This window comes from Synechococcus sp. CBW1108, from assembly GCF_015840335.1.
Taxonomy (GTDB): domain Bacteria; phylum Cyanobacteriota; class Cyanobacteriia; order PCC-6307; family Cyanobiaceae; genus Cyanobium_A.
In genome coordinates this window covers 1,108,311-1,125,495 of the sequence record NZ_CP060395.1, presented here as the reverse complement: position 1 = coordinate 1,125,495, position 17,185 = coordinate 1,108,311, and the positions used below count along the sequence as shown (strand labels likewise).

18 protein-coding genes and 2 pseudogenes are annotated in these 17,185 nt (G+C 62.3%); 14 read left to right on the top strand and 6 right to left on the bottom strand.

Translation table 11 applies throughout. The annotated features are described in order from the left end of the window. Nucleotides 1-128 precede the first annotated feature (128 nt). Nucleotides 129-1,259 carry an FAD-dependent oxidoreductase gene (locus tag H8F27_RS06125; protein WP_197152211.1) on the bottom strand — a complete coding sequence of 377 codons (1,131 nt, stop codon included), beginning with the start codon at nucleotides 1,257-1,259 and terminating at the stop codon, nucleotides 129-131. A gap of 56 nt (nucleotides 1,260-1,315) precedes the next feature. On the opposite strand from H8F27_RS06125, the gene H8F27_RS06120 reads away from it, so the two are divergent. The 6 genes from H8F27_RS06120 (at nucleotide 1,316) to H8F27_RS06095 (ending at nucleotide 6,368) form a co-directional block, all read left to right on the top strand. Then, the gene (locus H8F27_RS06120) at nucleotides 1,316-1,957 is read left to right on the top strand and encodes a hypothetical protein (RefSeq protein ID WP_197152202.1); all 642 of its coding nucleotides are present in this window, start codon (nucleotides 1,316-1,318) and stop codon (nucleotides 1,955-1,957) included. Between the two features lie 47 nt (nucleotides 1,958-2,004). Next, nucleotides 2,005-3,480, top strand: coding sequence for an Asp-tRNA(Asn)/Glu-tRNA(Gln) amidotransferase subunit GatB (gene gatB, locus H8F27_RS06115; RefSeq protein WP_197152200.1), 1,476 nt, complete (start codon nucleotides 2,005-2,007; stop codon nucleotides 3,478-3,480). A gap of 127 nt (nucleotides 3,481-3,607) precedes the next feature. Next, nucleotides 3,608-3,835, top strand: coding sequence for a type II toxin-antitoxin system Phd/YefM family antitoxin (locus tag H8F27_RS06110; protein ID WP_197152194.1), 228 nt, complete (start codon nucleotides 3,608-3,610; stop codon nucleotides 3,833-3,835). Then, nucleotides 3,825-4,265: a type II toxin-antitoxin system VapC family toxin gene (locus tag H8F27_RS06105; RefSeq protein WP_197152188.1), complete on the top strand. Its 441-nt coding sequence runs from the start codon at nucleotides 3,825-3,827 to the stop codon at nucleotides 4,263-4,265. Before H8F27_RS06110 ends, H8F27_RS06105 begins: the two co-directional genes overlap by 11 nt. 280 nt (nucleotides 4,266-4,545) lie before the next feature. Beyond that, the gene (locus tag H8F27_RS06100) at nucleotides 4,546-5,637 is read left to right on the top strand and encodes an IS630 family transposase (protein WP_197151357.1); all 1,092 of its coding nucleotides are present in this window, start codon (nucleotides 4,546-4,548) and stop codon (nucleotides 5,635-5,637) included. Between the two features lie 512 nt (nucleotides 5,638-6,149). Then, entirely contained in the window at nucleotides 6,150-6,368 is a 219-nt protein-coding gene (locus H8F27_RS06095) for a PIN domain-containing protein (RefSeq protein WP_197152187.1), read from the top strand. A 193-nt stretch (nucleotides 6,369-6,561) separates the two neighbouring features. Here the strand turns inward: H8F27_RS06095 and H8F27_RS17970 are convergent, their stop codons facing one another. Next, nucleotides 6,562-6,684 carry a hypothetical protein gene (locus H8F27_RS17970; protein ID WP_255517743.1) on the bottom strand — a complete coding sequence of 41 codons (123 nt, stop codon included), beginning with the start codon at nucleotides 6,682-6,684 and terminating at the stop codon, nucleotides 6,562-6,564. Nucleotides 6,685-7,282: 598 nt separating this feature from the next. On the opposite strand from H8F27_RS17970, the gene H8F27_RS06090 reads away from it, so the two are divergent. The 4 genes and pseudogenes from H8F27_RS06090 (at nucleotide 7,283) to H8F27_RS06080 (ending at nucleotide 8,557) form a co-directional block, all read left to right on the top strand. Beyond that, a complete protein-coding gene (locus H8F27_RS06090; RefSeq protein ID WP_197152182.1) occupies nucleotides 7,283-7,894 on the top strand; it encodes a Uma2 family endonuclease in 612 nt (203 codons plus the stop codon). A gap of 57 nt (nucleotides 7,895-7,951) precedes the next feature. Further along, a pseudogene (locus H8F27_RS18215) lies at nucleotides 7,952-8,086 on the top strand (MbcA/ParS/Xre antitoxin family protein); the annotation flags it as partial. After that, the gene (locus H8F27_RS18210; RefSeq protein WP_370594500.1) at nucleotides 8,056-8,292 is read left to right on the top strand and encodes an RES family NAD+ phosphorylase; all 237 of its coding nucleotides are present in this window, start codon (nucleotides 8,056-8,058) and stop codon (nucleotides 8,290-8,292) included. The pseudogene H8F27_RS18215 and the gene H8F27_RS18210, both read left to right, overlap by 31 nt. A 130-nt stretch (nucleotides 8,293-8,422) precedes the next feature. After that, complete coding sequence (locus tag H8F27_RS06080; protein WP_197152178.1) at nucleotides 8,423-8,557, top strand: Arc family DNA-binding protein; 135 nt, start codon at nucleotides 8,423-8,425, stop codon at nucleotides 8,555-8,557. A gap of 93 nt (nucleotides 8,558-8,650) precedes the next feature. Here the strand turns inward: H8F27_RS06080 and H8F27_RS06075 are convergent, their stop codons facing one another. Beyond that, nucleotides 8,651-10,189 carry an IS5 family transposase gene (locus H8F27_RS06075; RefSeq protein WP_197149060.1) on the bottom strand — a complete coding sequence of 513 codons (1,539 nt, stop codon included), beginning with the start codon at nucleotides 10,187-10,189 and terminating at the stop codon, nucleotides 8,651-8,653. A gap of 250 nt (nucleotides 10,190-10,439) precedes the next feature. On the opposite strand from H8F27_RS06075, the gene H8F27_RS06070 reads away from it, so the two are divergent. Then, nucleotides 10,440-10,865: a type II toxin-antitoxin system VapC family toxin gene (locus tag H8F27_RS06070; protein WP_231596548.1), complete on the top strand. Its 426-nt coding sequence runs from the start codon at nucleotides 10,440-10,442 to the stop codon at nucleotides 10,863-10,865. 53 nt (nucleotides 10,866-10,918) lie between these two features. Here the strand turns inward: H8F27_RS06070 and H8F27_RS06065 are convergent, their stop codons facing one another. After that, nucleotides 10,919-11,539: a YqhA family protein gene (locus H8F27_RS06065; RefSeq protein ID WP_231596547.1), complete on the bottom strand. Its 621-nt coding sequence runs from the start codon at nucleotides 11,537-11,539 to the stop codon at nucleotides 10,919-10,921. Between the two features lie 187 nt (nucleotides 11,540-11,726). Between H8F27_RS06065 and H8F27_RS06060 the strand changes: the two genes are divergently transcribed. Then, the gene (locus H8F27_RS06060; RefSeq protein WP_197152177.1) at nucleotides 11,727-12,173 is read left to right on the top strand and encodes a hypothetical protein; all 447 of its coding nucleotides are present in this window, start codon (nucleotides 11,727-11,729) and stop codon (nucleotides 12,171-12,173) included. On the opposite strand, the pseudogene coaE (H8F27_RS06055) reads toward H8F27_RS06060, so the two are convergent. Further along, nucleotides 12,137-12,683, bottom strand: a pseudogene (gene coaE, locus H8F27_RS06055) (dephospho-CoA kinase). The gene H8F27_RS06060 and the pseudogene coaE (H8F27_RS06055) sit on opposite strands and share 37 nt — an antisense overlap. 141 nt (nucleotides 12,684-12,824) lie before the next feature. On the opposite strand from coaE (H8F27_RS06055), the gene H8F27_RS06050 reads away from it, so the two are divergent. Beyond that, nucleotides 12,825-13,766, top strand: coding sequence for an HAD family phosphatase (locus H8F27_RS06050; RefSeq protein WP_197152175.1), 942 nt, complete (start codon nucleotides 12,825-12,827; stop codon nucleotides 13,764-13,766). A 624-nt stretch (nucleotides 13,767-14,390) separates the two neighbouring features. On the opposite strand, the gene coaE (H8F27_RS18205) is transcribed toward H8F27_RS06050, so the two are convergent. Then, nucleotides 14,391-15,908, bottom strand: a complete 1,518-nt coding sequence (coaE, locus tag H8F27_RS18205) for a dephospho-CoA kinase (protein WP_197152173.1) — start codon at nucleotides 15,906-15,908, stop codon at nucleotides 14,391-14,393. A 14-nt stretch (nucleotides 15,909-15,922) separates the two neighbouring features. Between coaE (H8F27_RS18205) and argJ the strand changes: the two genes are divergently transcribed. After that, nucleotides 15,923-17,167 carry a bifunctional glutamate N-acetyltransferase/amino-acid acetyltransferase ArgJ gene (argJ, locus tag H8F27_RS06040; RefSeq protein ID WP_370594499.1) on the top strand — a complete coding sequence of 415 codons (1,245 nt, stop codon included), beginning with the start codon at nucleotides 15,923-15,925 and terminating at the stop codon, nucleotides 17,165-17,167. Nucleotides 17,168-17,185 lie beyond the last annotated feature (18 nt).

Below are 17,185 nucleotides of genomic sequence, written 5' to 3'. Positions count from 1 at the left end.
GCGGGAGGGCAACTGGATCCAGCTAGGCCAGGCCCACGCGTTACTGCCGTTCGCCCGAGGGAGCATCGCCCAGAGGGCTTGTGAACCAATAGCAGTTGGTCTCAGCCTGAATATCTCAACTGAGCTACTCAGCTCTGGAACCTGCCCAGGCCCCAGGGTTCCAGCAGGGCCTTGTTTTCCGCCTTGGCTGATCCGCTGATCACTCCTGCCAGCAGCTGGGCGGTGATCGCCGCCAGCAACACGCCGTTGCGGTGGTGGCCGGTGGCCAGCCATAGCCCCGGGATGCCGCTTTCACCCAGCAGCGGCCCCTGGTCTGGAGTGCAGGGCCGGAAGCCCCACCAGCGCTCCATCGGTGGCCAGCTGGCCGCTTCCGGCAGCAGGGCTTCGAGGCCCTCCTGCAGCTGGCGTTGGCCAGCGGGCGACAGCCCCTCGCTGAAGCCCGCCTCCGGTTCACTGGTGGCGCCCACCACCAGCAGGCCATCGGTCCGGGGCACCAGGTAGGTGCCGGGGCCGAAGATCACCCGCTGCAGGGCCTGGCGTGGCGCCTGCAGCGACAGCATCTGGCCCTTCACCGGAAACACCGGCAGCTCGCCCAGCAGCCGGGCGCTCCAGGCGCCGCAGGCCAACACCGCCTGCTCGGCCGGCAGCCCCTGCTCTTCGCCTGCGGCCGTGCGCAGCCGCACCCCGGCCAGGGCGCCGTCGCCGCTGCGCTCGAGGGCCAGCACCTCGTCCCCCTCCTGGAAACTCACCCCCATCCCCACGCAGGCCCGCTCCAAGGCCCGCATCAGTTGGCGGCGGTTGTCGATCTGGCCGTCCTGGCTAAACAGCAGCCCGGCTTGCCAGCTTGGGCCGATGCCCGGCACCTCCCGCTCCAGGCTCGCCCGCCCCAGGGGTTCGCCCCAGGCGGCGGTGGGGTAGGCGTCCCGTTCGGCGCTGCTGCGGAAGGGCACCACGATTCCGCAGGGGCGCAGGCCACAGGCCAGGCCGCTGTCGGCCTCGATCTGCTTCACCCAGGCGGGGATGCGCGCCAGGCTGGCCTGGCCCAGGGCGAGCATTGCGCCGCCGAGTCCCTCGGCGTGGGGCGCCAGCATGCCGGCGGCCACAAAGCCCGCCGCTTCGCTGCGGCGCCGGCTGAGCACCTGGACGCGGCGGCCGCGCCGGGCCAGTTGGTGGGCAATGGCCAAGCCGATCAGCCCACCGCCCAACACCAGCACCCGCACCGGCTCGCGGCTTGGCGGCTGGTTGGGGGGGCCGGTCATCGCTTATGCCCGGGGCTTCAGGGTGATGATGGCAGGCCATTGCAGCCCCACCAGCGATGGCCAGCTGGGCGATTCACCTCGAGCTCGAGATCAGCTACCGCGATGCGGAGGGCATCGCCAGCTGCCGCAGGATCGTTGTCAAGACAGTGCAACTCGATGCCGATGGCCAGCCGGCCCGGCTAGCGGCCCATTGCAGCTTGAGCGGCAGTTTCCAGGAGTTCCTTACTGAACGAATCGAGAGCTGCCTTGACCTGTCCACCGGTTTGCCGGTCGCAGACCTGCCAGCTCTGGTGCGCCAGCGCTATTCCCAGAGCCGGGCGGGTCGACTCGATGCCCTGCGCCGCCTGCTGGGTGCGGAACTCACCGTGCTGCTGAGCATGGGCCAGGCCGATGGTCTCTTCCAACATCGCGAGAAGCAGTTGATTGCCGCCTACCTCTGCACCCGCCAGGCAGAGCTCCAGCCTGCCGAAGCCTTCAGCCCTGCCCAACTGGCCAGCCAGCTGGCCTGGCTGGAGCGGCCCTCCGCCGAGGAGTTTGGAGCGGCTGTTGAGGTCCTGGCGGCAGCCGAAGCCCCGTTGCGGGCAGAACTCTTTGCCACCTGCCTGGCGGTGGCCGACGTGCGGGCAGCCCGCGAGGGTGGGGAGCAGCCCGCCCTCGATCAGCTCGAGGCCAGCTGGTTTGGTGCTGACGGCGCCTGAGCCCGGTGCCATTCCATAGGATCAACTTTCTTGGAACCCGGGCATCCATGGCGACAGGGCAAGGCGAGTGGGAAGCCGTGATCGGCCTGGAGACCCACGTGCAGCTGGGCACCGCTAGCAAGATCTTCACCGCGGCCTCCACCGCTTTCGGCGATGCCCCCAACACCCACATCGATCCGGTGGTGTGTGGCCTGCCTGGCACCTTGCCGGTGCTGAATCAGAAGGTGCTCGAGTATGCCGTGAAGGCGGCGATGGCCCTCAATCTGCACATTGCTGAGCACAGCAAATTTGATCGCAAGCAATATTTCTATCCCGACCTCCCCAAGAACTACCAGATCTCCCAATACGACGAGCCGATCGCTGAAGATGGCTGGATCGAGGTGGAAGTGGCCGAAAAGGGCAAGGACACCTACCTCAAAAAGATCGGTATCGAGCGCCTGCACATGGAGGAGGACGCCGGCAAGCTGGTGCATGCCGGCAGCGATCGCCTGGCGGGCTCCAGCTATTCGCTGGTGGATTACAACCGCGCCGGCGTGGCCCTGGCCGAGATCGTCAGCAAGCCGGATCTGCGCACCGGCCGCGAGGCTGCGGAATATGCCTCCGAGATTCGCCGGATCATGCGCTATCTGGGCGTCAGCGACGGCAACATGCAGGAGGGTTCCCTGCGCTGCGATGTGAACATCTCGGTGCGGCTTGGCCCCGATGCGCCCTTCGGTACGAAGGTGGAGATCAAGAACATGAACTCCTTCTCCGCGATCCAGAAGGCGATCGATTTCGAGATCCAGCGCCAGATCAAGGCCTATGAAACCGGTGAGCCGGTGGTGCAGGAAACCCGCCTCTGGGACGAGAGCAAGCAGCTCACCAAGAGCATGCGCTCCAAGGAGGGCGCCAGCGACTACCGCTACTTCCCCGATCCCGATCTCGGCCCGATTGAGGTGAGCGAGACCCAGCGTGAGGCCTGGCGGGCCGAACTGCCCGAGTTGCCCGCCGCCAAGCGCCACCGCTACGCCGACCAGCTGGGCCTCTCGATCTATGACGCCCGAGTGCTCACCGAAGAGCGGTCGATGGCCGCCTATTTCGAGGCGGTTGTGGCGGCTGGCGCCGATGCCAAGGCCGCTGCCAACTGGATCAGCGGCGACATCGCCGCCTACGTCAATGCCAACAAGCTCCCGATCGCTGCGTTGCCCCTCCGCCCTGAGCAGCTGGCCGAGATGGTGCAGCTGATCGAGGGCGGCGTGATCAGCGGCAAGATCGCCAAGGAGATCCTGCCGGAGCTGCTGGAGCAGGGAGGATCTGCCAAGGCGATCGTGGAGCAGCGCGGCCTGGGCATGATCAGCGACCCAACAGCGATCACGGCGGTTGTGGCCGAGCTGCTGGCCGCCCACCCCGCGGAAGTGGACGCCTTCCGCGGCGGCAAAACTAAGCTCCAGGGCTTCTTTGTGGGCCAGCTGATGAAGCGCACTGGCGGCAAGGTGGACCCGAAGCTGGCTAACCAGATCCTCAATCAAATGCTGGGGGGGTGAGCGACGCCAAAGTGATCACGGTGTACCCAACCGACCAACACACTCTTCGCTGACCCGCTGACCCTGCCTGATCAGCTGCGGAGCATGTGCTGCATCCGCTAAAATTGCAGCACAACGAGAGGCGTGGGTGAAAGAGCTCAACATTCGTGAGATGCGTGCCAGTCTCGGCCAGCTGGCCGAGTTGGTTGCTGCGGAGGGTGAGTTGGTCATCCGTCGGCGAGGCGAGCCGATCGCGCGGGTTCTGCCTATGACGCAGCAACGCCGGCCCCCCGACCATGCCGACCTTCGCCAACGTATGCCGTTGTTAGAGACTGCTTCAGCGGATCTGATCCGCGTTGACCGTGATGAGCGCTGAGCAACGTGCCTATCTCGATACCAGCGCGCTGGCGAAGTGGTTTCTCAACGAGCCTGGTTCTGAGGCTTTTGTCGCTTTTCTACAGGGGCTCGGTTCAGCTGTAATCAGCAGCCTCACAGTAACTGAGATGCGTTCCTTGCTGAGCCGGCGGCGGCGCATGGGAGATCTTTCGGTTGAGCTCGAGTCTGTGCTGTTTGCAGCCCTTCTCGACGATATCGATCGAGGCTGGCTGCAACGCTATCCGCTGGATGATGCACGTTTTGACGAAGCAACAAATCTGATCTCGCGTTATCCGGAATATCCCCTACGCACACTGGACGCCCTGCATCTCACGATGGCGGCTGATCTGGGAGTTTCTATTCTCGCGACTGCCGATGGAGTTATGGCTGATGCCGCCATGAGTATGGGTATGCAGGTAGTGCGGTTTTGAAAGCGCAATTCAACCGTTTGCTGGAAGTTCAGGGCGATGGCCTGTTGGGGTTCCACACAGTTCCCTGCGGAAACTGCCCCCTAACTGCCCCCTAACTGACACCTTCCCACCCCTCACCATGACCTGCCTGAGATGGTCGACGTTCTGGTCAAAGTGGAGGACGTGAACTAGCGGTTCTGCGGCAGCCCCCAGCGTTCGCTCTGGTATGGCCTGCAGGACCTAGTGTTTAGTCCCGCAAATAACTGATAGAATATGAAGTGTCTCCCGGGGGAGTCTTTCCATGGCCGTCGGCCGTCCGATGCCGCCGCTGGTCCTCACAGGGGACGAAGTTCAGCAGTTGCAGGCCCTTGCCCATTCCCGATCCCTGCCGCATTCGATCGTGCAGCGCGCCCAGATCGTGTTGGCCTGCGGCGCTGGTGAAACCAACACCGCTATCGCCAGACGGATGGGCCTGACCGGAATGACCGTTGGCAAATGGCGCAAGCGATATCGGGAGCTGGGCTTGGAAGGTCTGCACGACGAGCTCCGCCCCGGCCGGCCGCGCACCTACGAGGACGACAAGGTGGCCGAGGTGATCAACCGGGCCCTGCAGACCAAGCCCGCCGATGGCAGCACCCAGTGGTCAGCGCGTTCTCTGGCAGCCGCCACAGGAATTTCAAAAACCACCGTTCACCGCTGGCTGCAGACCTTCTCGGTCCAGCCGCATCGGCAGAAGCATTTCAAATTGCCGACCGATCCGTTCTTTGTTGAGAAGGTCCGCGACATCGTTGGCCTGTACCTGAATCCACCCGAGAACGCTGTCGTGCTCTGCGTTGATGAGAAGACGCAGATCCAGGCCCTAGACCGCACTCAGCCGCTGTTGCCCATGGGCCTGGGCTACGTGGAAGGTGTGACGCATGACTACATCCGCCACGGCACCACCACCCTGTTCGCCGCACTGGATGTGGCCACCGGTGCGGTAATCGCCGAATGCAAGCCCAGGCACCGGCACCAGGAGTTCCTCAGCTTCTTGCGAAGGATCGACAAGGAGGTGCCCAAGGAGCTCGATCTGCACCTGATCGTCGACAACTACTGCACTCACAAGCACACCAAAGTGAAGGCCTGGCTGGCGCAGCGGCCTCGTTTCCACGTCCACTACACCCCCACCTACGCCTCCTGGCTCAACCAGGTGGAGCGATGGTTTGGGATCATCACCCAGAAGGCGATTCGGCGCGGCAGCTTCTCGAGCGTCAAAGAGCTGATCAACAAGATCGAGCAGTTCGTGGCGGCCTACGACAAGACCAAGGTGCCGTTCAAGTGGACCGCCCACGCCGACTCAATCCTGGAGAAGCTCCAGCGACTTTGCTCGCAAATCTCCGGGACGGCACACTAGGCCTTGACCTGCCTTTCTCTATGCGCAATGCCTCGTTCCCCCCCTCTGATTTGCAACTGTGCAGGAGTCTGTACAGCTGTACAGATTCAGGGAGGCGCCCCAGCCGGAACGAACCCCGAGGCCGCTAGCCCCTGCACCCCCGCGACCATCGCCCCGTTCTGGACGAACACTCGCGCCTGGTGTACCGGCTGGCGATGCCGATCCTTATCAAGCGGATGAGTGCCTGAACCCACGCCAGCCGAGACAGCCACCGCTAATTTGGTTATCTAACCAACTCTTCATGGAATGCGCAGTCTCAACGTGGCGCAGGCCAAGGCTCAGCTTTCGGCTCTCTTGGTTGCCGTGGAAGCAGGTGAAGACGTGGAGATCACCCGGGCGACCGAGCAGCCTGCGGCGGGCTTTGATCTGGAAGCTTTTTTGGCTGCCACGAGGGCCCAACCCCTACACAACACGAGGGCCCAACCCCTACACAAAGGGAGTGATTTCGCCAGCATGCGAGAGGGAGCTCGCTATTGAGGCGCCTTTACCTCGACACCTCCCTGCCGCTGACAGCCGAGGATTTCGAGGTAGCCGCCCGGTTTTGTCTGACTCAAGGGCCCCCTCTGCGGGCAGGGGATGCGCTGCATCTGGCTCTCTGCCAACGGCTGAACCTGCAAATGGCCAGCTTTGACCGCGGCCTGTGCAAGGCCGCTGCCCATCACAAAGTCGCTCACGAGCAGCTCCTGATCTGACCCCGCTGTCGAAGCGCCCCCCCTGTTTTGCAACTGTGCAGGAATCTGTACAAGCTGTACAGATTCAGGGAGGCGCCCAAATTGTCATGGCGGTTGGCTTCCCCCTGAGCCGCCAACGCCCTATTGCTTCTGACCGATGTGATCTAGTCCCCCATCCATTCCAGGATGCCACTCAGCAGCTTTGCCGCTTCCCTCAGCCGGGCTCGGCTGGGCTCTCCTGGCTCGAGCTGGAATTCGGCGAGGCGAATGAGGCAAGCATATTGTAGTAAAGCTCGTCGATCTCGTCGTTTTTGGCCAGCTCGATCTCGAGTTCCACGGTTCCACTCAAGGCCGAGATCAGCCAGGAGAGCCGCTGACGCCAGGAGAAAGGCCGTGAGGCTCCAACCCAACAGGGTGAGCGGAACCGTCGGGATGGGGATGGAGTTGGAGGAGCCATAAAACCTCAGCAGAGCCGCCAGAGCTAACAGGAAGGTGGTGAGCCCCCGCGGCAGGAGGGCCAGAAAGACAATCTTCGCCGACCCAGGCGAGGGGTGTCCTCTTCAACAGTTCCACCCCTGTCTCAGCGGCGGCAGGCAAGCAACCTGCCGAGCTCGGCGCCGGTGATCGCCAGCTGTCCCAACAGCCTGGCCACCTGCGGCCATCGTCCGGGGTGAACCCGGAGGGGCTTCCCCCTGAGCCGCCAGGCGACCCAGCTCGAACGAACAGGAGTGCGGGCTGCTTTGAGTGCCCAACCATCACCTTCACCGAGCGGATGCTGGCGGCTTTGACCACCGTGATCCGGATGAACGTCAAGGTGGAAGAGATGGCGGGGGCGAGGAGAGACTCCCCCCTGAACCCATGGAGGCAGTTTGGACCGGATCAGACGGCGCTGGTTGCCGTTCTCGCTACGCTGAAATCTCTGCAGGTTTGGGGACATGACCCTCACCACCAGCCGACCCCAAAGCGCACTGCGCTTGCCGTGGGATCTGCGCCTCACGCCGGAGCAGTTTGGGCTGGTGTGCGCCGAGAACCGGGAGGCGGTGCTCGAACTCGATGCGGATGGCCGCCTGATTGAGATGACCCCAACAGGCAGCGAAACCGGCTCCCGCAATGGCGAGCTGTTCTTCCAGCTCAAGTTGTACGCCAAGCGAGCGGGGGGCTGGAAGGCGTTCGATAGTTCAACGGGCTTTTGCCTCCCAGATGGATCTGTCTTCAGCCCGGATGCCTCCTTGCTGCACCTCGATCGCTGGCAGGCCCTCAGCCCGGATGAGCGGCGTGGTTTCGCTCCGCTCTGCCCCGATCTGGTGGCGGAACTGGCCAGCCCCAGCGACTCAGGTCCCCGCGGCCTGACGGCCTTGCGCAGCAAGATGGCGGCCTACCAGACCAATGGTGCTCGACTTGGCTGGCTGCTGATTCCCCATGAGCAGGCAGTGGAGGTTTGGCCTGCCAGCGGAGAACCCGAGCGCCGGGAGCTGGTGCAGGTTTTGGAGGCAACTTCTGAGTTCCCTGGGCTGCAGTTGCAGCTGGCCGAAATCTGGGCGGGGTGAGCGCTCAACGTGTGGGCGTCCTGGCTGGCTCAGAACATCTGATTCGCCGCGTCACCCATGCCGCTGATCTGGGCTTACGGGGTGTTTGAGCAGCCAGCCAGCACGGAGGCCTGGCTTAAGGCTCCCCACCCGCTGCTGCATCAAGGGAGCCCGCTGCAGCACTGCCGTACGGCGATCGGCGCCGGCCAGGTGCGGCGTCTGTTGCAATCCCCCATGGCCAGGTCAGCGCTGCCTTTGGTGGCGTCTGGTTGCGGGATGGCCTGCAACTGGGACTTGTGCTGCACTCGGTGGTGGTGCCCCAGGCTCGCAACCTGCTGCTCAACCCCTTACATCCGGCCATGCCACAGGTGGCGCTGGTGCACCAGGAGCCTTTTCGGCTAGATCAACGGCTGGCCTGACGCACTTTCCTTACTCCACGACCGAGCCCGCACCCCCCCCTGTACGAGCGATTCCGATGTGATCTGAACGAAAGCCCTGACACCATCCTTCCCACTTGCTATCGTGATAGCAAGGCAAGCGGAGTGGGGCGTGGCTCAGCTGTTGGTGCGCCAGCTTGATGGGGTCGTGAAGGAGGCCCTGCGCCGCCGAGCTCGGCGGCATGGCCGCAGCATGGAAGAAGAGGCTCGGCTGATCCTGGCCCAAGCTGTAACTAGGGCTTGCTGAATTTCATTCGCGGGTTTTTCGTCCGCGCCAAGGGCCGCGACTCAGCCTGCAGCGCCAAGCGCTGGTGACCTCAATTTTACTCCTAGAAGCTGACTAAGCAGCCCACAGAAGCGCTGGACGGCGCCAGGAGGCGAGCAAATAGAGCATCAGGATGTACACAGAGACAAGAATAGATAATAAGAGGCGCAGTAGCCTGAGAACCTTCTCGGCATTCATCACAAAGAACGCCATCGTGATCACCGTTCTTGATGTTTCAATCAGCTTGGTCATGATCCGATCCAGTCCATATTTCCGTTTGCTCGTTCCGATTCTTCCCTCGATCACGGAACGCTTTCTCAAGTCTGATTTAAAAAGCTCTTGTTGCTCTGCTGTCTGCACCTCGGCCTCTACCTGCTTCTTGCGTGGACGGCCACTGAGTCTGATGTTATTTTCTGCGCAGAACTTCTTGTTGCCTAATGTCATATAGATTGAATCGGCACAGATTCGTGCTGGATAGTACCCTCGCTCTTCCTTGTATTGCTTGGTACGTGCGATCAGGTCGTTGGCTTCATTGTAGTTGTCCCAGCTGATTCGATCCACATCGACAAAGCCATTATCATCTGATATTGAGATCTTCGCACCGAACTCTGTTCGCCTTCCCGCCTTGCCCCTCACGATCGGCCGCACGTGTGGTTTTGACAAATTGACAATCCGATCGTCGATGCGCCGGCTATCAGCGTCATACATCTCCTGCTGCTGCCGGTACAGTTCACTGGTGATCAGCAGCTTGCGGTAGAGCTGGGTTCCAAGCTCCAAAAGCATGGCACCGCAATGGATCATCTGATCAATTGCTCTGAGGTTTCTCCGGATCTCGTTGAGCTGAAAGCGCTTGACTTCACGGATCTCGGCGCATTTGGGCTTTTTCTTCTTGATGATCGCCAGAAACCGATTCCGAGCTTTATCCCGGTTGCAGCGGGGTTTACGATTGATCTTTCCCTGCAACTGCTTGAACAGTTCGTCGATGATCTTCTCAGTGGCCTCTCTCGCTTCGTTGAGCAACCTCAGATCTACTGGGTAGGGAATGTCATCAGGCACGCAGGTTGCATCAAGAATCAGAGTACCCCAGTTACTTTCAGGATCCAACGTTGCAGGCTTCACCCCTAGCGCTTCGTCGATGGCAGCAAGCTGTTGCTCCTCTTCTTGTTCGCTATCATCCTCCTCCGCCGAAACCAGCATCTCTTTAATCATCGCAATGCCATTGGCCTTGGTCATGTCATTGCAGATCTTGATCAGATCAGGGCCAATGCGCTTACGAAAATGCACCATCATCGATGGATCAAACGGGGGCATTGCCTGGTATGCACTCAAGCCAATGAAAAATTGTAGATACGGTGATTCCGTGATCAGCTGAACTGTTTCGCGGTCTGTCACTCCCAGGCGTTGCTGGATGTACAGCGCACCGAACGCCATCTGAAACGGCTTGGCCGGTGCTCCTGTCTTGGCACTGAATTGGGGTGCATACTGGCTTTCCAGCGGCATCCATGGAATCAGGTTACGAAGCAGAAGCCAGCGATTATTAGGATCTAGTTTGCCGCCGAAGGGCGTGTAAAACTCCTCGATCGATAGCTGACCTGCGTGCTGAAAAACGTACATTGGCGTGTCAGCAGATTGTTCTAAGCCAGGAATGGCTCCATTAGGCTCATTTTAACGTGAGACCATCCCTGGAATCAACTGCGGCGCAATGGATATCGGTTCCTCAGCAAGCCCTAACTAGCGACGAGGAGTCCAGCCCGGGCGCCGCAGGGCTCGGCACTCGCATGGCAGCCCTCTTCGCCGATGCCGGGCTGGAAGAACCGATCACCGAGTGGCGCGGGGTGGAAGCCATCTCGGCGCCGTTCGAGGCGTGATCCTGCTGGATACGAATGTGGTGTCGGCGGTGATGCTGCAGTGCCCCGATCCCGCCGTGGTGGCCTGGCTCGATCGGTTGGACCCCAGCCAGGTGTGGCTTCCCAGTGTGGTGGTGTTTGAGTTGCGCTACGGAGCGGCCGTACACCCTGAGGCCAGCCGGCGCCGCAAGCTGGAGCTTGCCCTCAAGCGATTGATTGCCGAGTTGATCCAGGAGCGGATAGCGCCGCTAGACGCGCGCGCCGCGCAGCAGGCCGCCGAGTTGGCGGCGCAGCGCAAGAGGCAGGGCCGGCCCGTGGATCTGCGCGACACCTTGATCGCCGGCATCGCCCTGGCGCACGAGGCCCAACTTGCCACGCGCAACATGCGCCACTTCAGCGACACCACCATCAGCTTGATCAATCCGTTCGCGCCGATGGCGTGACCGATAGAGCCACCCTTAGCTGCCTGGCCACAACGGGAACATCGTTTTCAAATCTACGACTTGCTGGCTGGTTTGTAGGTCATCAGAAAGCCACTTAAAGCCAGGATTAAAACGCAAAAGCAGAAGTAAATCATAATCTTGACGTCTGTCAGCGGGATCGTGATCATCGACTTAAACGCTGAAACTATTAATGCAACTACCAGCACTTTTACTAGCTTTTCCTTGAGGTGATCGAGGCTGCGAATATCGAGGAGGCCGCCGCTGTTATCTGTATCAGAGCCGGCGCGGTAGACATCGATCTCGGAAATCAATAGCTCATAAAGGCCGTAGCCAAAGATCAGGAACGCGACGCCGATTAGGTAGAAGTCGATCCCGGATACCACACTTGCAAGGGCTGTGTTGGCGACTTTCGCGGTATCAGGGGCAAAAAAGAAGAATTTGATTGATTTAAAAATATCCCGCGTGCCAATCTCAAAAGTCAGCAGGGTACTCGCCAGGCTCATCACCACCGGTACGATCGCAATCAGCCGAAAGCGCCAGAGCCCCATTTCCAGCGTCAGTTCGATCTTTTTCTGCAGGCGGCTGCGTCTAGGTGTCGGTTCGGTTGGATTCATGATCAGCAAGTAGTGGATTGCGCTGTTGTGCAGCCGCAGGCGCTTGCCAACGTTTTGCAAGCCTGCGCCGCATCCGTAGGTAGCCAGCTAATATTGACCTAATTGGATTAATATTGGCCTCTAGCTGTGTTCAGATCCTGACCACTTCGCTCGCGGGGCGGGTGCGATATTTGTTGTAGCCCCGTTCCGGTTGAGCGCCTAAGCGCATTTTAAGTAAGGTTACTTTTTCCATTTATGGCCAAGGTTTATGGCCAAAGCAAGCCAGAAAAGGCCTGTCTTTTTGTGCAATCTTTTGGCTGAGAATCAGTTTGAATTTGGTGCTTCCGAAAATCGGCATTTTAATTCGCTTGCCAAATACTGTGTTATTTCGGCTTTGGCGCTCGTCGTATTCGCTATCGCCAATGCATCATTCCTTTTTAATGTGATCGCAAGCGGCAAAGTGGCGCTCATGATCAAAGCTCTCGACGACGCCTTGTTGACCTTGGCTGCTTTCTTTGCGGCATATCAGCTCCGCCAGGCTGCCGGAAACTTTCGCCAAATTGTACAAACTCAGGGTGATGATCTAAGGCTGCTGAACCGTTCAAATAGCAGTTTGCGGCTTGTTTTTGCAAGTCTTGCGGTCATGCTCATATCGCTGGCCATCAGGTTCATTCTTGATTACCCAGCCCTGATGAGTTGGATCAAAGCTGCCTGATCTACCTGCAAGGGCAGATCCGCCGGGTTGCCCCGATTGTCAATCACCACGTCGGCGAGGCCTCGCTTGCGTGCCAGGGGCCACTGGGCCTCGATGCGGGCCCGGCTTCGCTTTCGCCCAGGCCATCGCGCTGGCCCAGCCTTTGCAGCCGCTGGCTTTCGTCGCAGTCCACCAGCCAGATTTCGCTGCACAGCCCTTCCAGGCCCGCTTCAAACAGCAGCGGCACCATCAGCACCACTGCCGGTGCGCTGGCCAACTCCGCCAGAGCCGCTTCAAGGCCGGCCCTCACGATCGGGTGCACCAGCTGCTCCAGCCACTGGCGCTCCTTGCCATCGGCGAAAACGATTCGCCCCAGGGCGGCCCGATCGATCCCTGCCCCCGCTCTGGGCCCGCGCACTACCTTCCCGTAGCGATCCAGCACGGCTGCTGCGCCCATGCTGCCCGGTGCCAGGGCCTGGCGGGCAGGACATCGGCATCGAGAACGGGCAGGCCCCGCTCCTCCAGCAACATGTCCACGCTGCTCTTGCCCGTGGCAATGCCGCCGGTGAGGCCGATGCGGCGCTGCTGGCCTGGGGCGCGTAGCCGGTTCAAGCCGGAAGTCGCCAACCCTGCCGGCCATTGTTCAGGATGGTGATCCCCTGAGACCCTTTTATGCCCCCCACTACTGGTGATCCCCTCCCCTCCTGGAACGAGGGCCCGGCCAAGGAGGCGATCTTCGCTTATATCGCCCGGATCACAGATGTAGGCTCGCCAGACTTCCTGCCGTTGCCTGAACGCATCGCTGTTTTCGACAATGACGGCACCCTCTGGCCGGAGCATCCGCTCCCCTTTCAGGCAGCATTTGCCATAGACGAACTCAGCTCGCGCATTCCCCGGGAGCCGGATCTTGCCGCTGATCCAATGGTGCAGGCCGCCCTGGCTGGCGACCTTGCCAAGCTGCTGGAGGGGCCCGGCTATGAAGGCCTGTTGCAGATCCTGGCCCTCACCCATGCCGGCATGTCCGTTGATGCTTTTCGTAGGACTGTTGAGGCATGGTTGGTGTCGGCCAGGCACCCGCGCTTTGACAGGCCCTACGACTCACTTACCTATTTGCCCATGCAGGAACTCCTGCGCTATCTGCAGGCCAATAACTTCAAAAACTTCATTGTTTCTGGAGGTGGTGTTGACTTCATGCGCGTTTGGGTGGAGCGGGTATATGGCATCCCGCCGGAGCAGGTGGTTGGCTCGACTGCCCGCACCACCTTTGAGCTGGGCGCAGCGGGCCCGGTGCTCACCAAAACCCTGGACTATTTGTTCGTCAATGACAAGGGGGGCAAGCCAGTGGGCATCCATCAGTTCATTGGCCGCCGTCCGACGTTGTGTTGCGGGAACAGTGACGGAGACCATGAGATGTTGCAGTACACCACAATCAATAACCCACGCCCCAGTCTCGGCCTGCTTGTTCACCACACCGACCCCGAGCGCGAATATGCCTATGCCGCCAAATCGACCAGCACCGGAAAGCTCGTTGAGGCCCTTGCAGCCGCCCCCAGCCACGGCTGGTGTGTGGTGGACATGAAGGAAGACTGGAATATGATTTTTGCTCGCGAATAGTTGATGGCACAACCCAGCGTTCCAATCGTTGCTTGCGGCTTGTTTTTTAAGTCTGGCCGTTATGATGGTCTTGCTGGCTCTTCGATTCAATCTTGATTACCCAGGGTTAATGCATTGGATCTGGGCTGCCTGATCTTTGATGGCGCCTGTTCCACATTTCGCCGGAGCATGTGGTTGGCTCGTCCGCCCGCACCACCTTTGAGCTGGGTGCTTAGGGGCCGGTGCTTACCAAAACAAGGACTATCGGTATGTCAATGATAAGGCGACAAGCCAGTTGTCATTCACCAGTATATCGGCTGCCGTTCGGTTTTCTGCTGCGTCAACAGTGACGGAGACCATGGGATGTTGCAGTACGCCACAATCAATAACTCCTGCCCCAGTTTGGGCCTGATTGTTCGCCACACGGCGGTGGCGCACCGGCTGATCAGGGCGATTGAGGTCTGCCTGGCTGCCGCGCCTGGAGCCCCTTTAGTTGTGGGTTGAGGCCCCGCTCGATTTCGGATCCGCCAATGGGCCTGAGCCCGATCTCGCCCTGGTGGCCCGCCGTGACCACGACGACTGGCCCGCCCACCCCAGCGCGGCTGAGACCTCTCTGCTGGGCGCTGCCCGGCTGGCCTTGGCGGCTCAGGCAGCCGGCGGATCTGATCCTGGCGGCCCCGCCGCAGGGCCGAGGGCCGCTGCCACCTGCGCGTTCAGCTGCTCGTCTGTGCCCCGGTTGTCGAGTACCACATCGGCCAGGGCCCGTTTGCGCTCCAGCGGCCACTGGGCGGCCATCCGGGCCCTGGCTTCCGCTTCGCTGAGGCCATTGCGCCGCATAAGCCGCTGCAGCTGTTGGACCTCGTCGCAGTCGACCAGCCATACCTCGCTGCAGAGCTCCTCTAGGCCAACCTCGAGCAACAGCGGGATGACCAGCACCACGGCCGGGGCATCAGCCAGCCGCGCCAGTTCGGCGCTGAAGCATTCCCGCACGATCGGGTGAATCAGCTCTTCCAGCCACTGCCGCTCGTCGGCATCACCAAACACGATCCGGCCGAGAGCGGCCCGATCGATTGCTGCCTCACCGGCACCCTGTTCCGGGGCCAGCACCCGCTCGCCAAAGCGACCCCGCACCGCCCGTGCGCCCGAGCTTCCCGGCGCCAGGGCATCCCGCGCGTAGACGTCTGCATCAAGTACTGGCAACCCCCGGGTCTCCAGCAGCCGCCCCACCGTGCTCTTGCCGCTGGCGATGCCACCGGTGAGGCCGATGCGTCGCTGCTGGCCTCTCCAACGGGGCCGGTTGAGCTGCTCCAGCAGGGGCGGCGGCCCCAGCTGTTCCAGCCGGAACTGGCGGCCGTAGGTGGGGGTGGGCCGTTCGGAGTAAAAGCGGCTCCGGCGCAGCGGGCGCAGCCGCTGCCAGCCATTCAGCAGCCGGCTGCGGGTCCGCAGGGCCAGCCCCAGGGCCGGTTGCAGGCAGCCGGGCGCCGTTGGCCAACCGAGGCTGGAGGTCACCGGTTCGGGTAGTACCCCCCGCAGTAGCCCAGCCAGCGGCGGTCGCAGGACAGCTGGCCAGTCCGCCAGCAGCATGGCCAGGGTGGCGTCCGCCACCTGGCGGTTGCTGGCGGCGGCGACAAATACCGTGGTTTCCACCCACTGGTTGAGCGCCAGCAGCTGCTCGAGGGTGGCCGGCAGATCGGTAATGCCCATCTGGGCTCCCACGTGCCGCCAGAAGCGGAACAGCGCCTGCTGCTCCGCATGGCAGAGCGGTCGCCAGCCGTAGCGCTCCAGCCAGCGGATTGGCTCGGCCACGAAGCCCGAGAGTACATAAAGGAAGTCGATATTGGCGATGGCGTAGTGGCCGTGGATGCGGTTCAGCCGCCTGATCACCGCCCGGCCCTCGGGACTGTCGGGCCCGTGGCGCAGCAGCTCGGCCACCATCAGGCCCGTGTCGTCGTAGCGCTTGCGGGGCCGCTGTTCGAACTCACCGGTTTGACTCAGCAGTGCCGAGATCGAGGGCAGGCAGAAGGTTTTCAGTAGGGCCAGCTCGAGGGCGCGGGTGATGTCCCAGGGAAAGACGCGGCCGGCCAGCCGGTGACACAGCGCCGTCGCTTCGGGATCCAGGGGGGTGAGCGGAGCCACGGCGGTGCCGCCAGGGAGTGTTGCCATCCTGATCGGCCCTGCTGTGGTCATGCGTTCAGGATGGCTCCAGTGGCCCCGGCGCGTTGACCCACCCCTGGCATCCCATCCCCGGCGGCATCACCGCCCCCAGCGGTTTTAGGGCCGCCGCTGTTACGGCTGGCCTCAAGGCCTCCGGCAAGCCCGACCTCTCCTTGCTACAGGCCCCCGAGGGTGCGGTCTGCGCCGGCAGTTTCACCACCTCACTGCTGCGGGCGGCCTGCGTCGATCTCTGCGCCGAGCGATTGCGGGCCTCGGGCGGTCACGCTCGGGCCGTGTTGACCAACTCCGGTCAGGCCAACGCCTGCACTGGCGAGCGTGGTTTGGCCGACAGCCTGGGGGCCACCGCAGCCCTGGCCCAGCGCCTGGGTCTGGCGGCCGAGCAGGTGCTGATCTGCTCCACTGGCGTTATCGGTGTGCCGATCCCGATCGATACGCTCCTGGCGGGCCTCGATCCCCTGGTGGCGGCCCTCAGCCCCGAGGGTGGGGGCGCGGCGGCCCAGGCAATCCTCACCACCGACCTGGTGGACAAGCAAATCGCCCTGGAGGCCAATCTGGACGGCCGCACCGTGCGCATCGGCGGCATGGCCAAGGGCTCGGGGATGATTCACCCCGATATGGCCACGATGCTGGGTTACCTCAGCTGTGATGCGGGCGTGCCGGCCGAGGTGTGGAGCTCCATGGTGCGCCGGGCGGTGGCTTGCTCCTTCAATGCGATCACGGTGGACGGCGACACCAGCACCAACGACACGTTCCTGGCCTTTGCAGCCGGTGAGCCCTTGAGCCCCGAGCTCTTTGATGCCCTGGAGGCCGGCCTGACGGCGGTGTCGCAACACCTGGCCAAGGCGATCGCACGCGACGGTGAGGGCGCCACCTGCCTGCTCGAGGTGCGGGTGGAGGGTACGGCCGATGACGCCGGCGCCCGCACCATTGCCCGCACCATCTGCGGCTCCTCGCTGGTGAAGTGCGCCGTGCACGGCCGCGACCCCAACTGGGGCCGCATCGCCGCCGCCGCCGGCCGGGCCGGCGTGCCCTTCAACCCCGCTGGCCTGGCGCTCTGGCTGGGCGGGCACCAGCTGATGGCCGCCGGCCAGCCCCTGCCCTTCGATCGCGCTGCAGCCAGCACCTATCTGCACAGCGACACCGTAATAATCCGCCTGGTAGTCGGCAGTGGCCCGGGGGCGGGGCTGGCCTGGGGCTGTGACCTCTCCGATCAGTACATCCGCATCAACGCCGATTACACGACCTGATCCGGAGCCGCGTCAGAA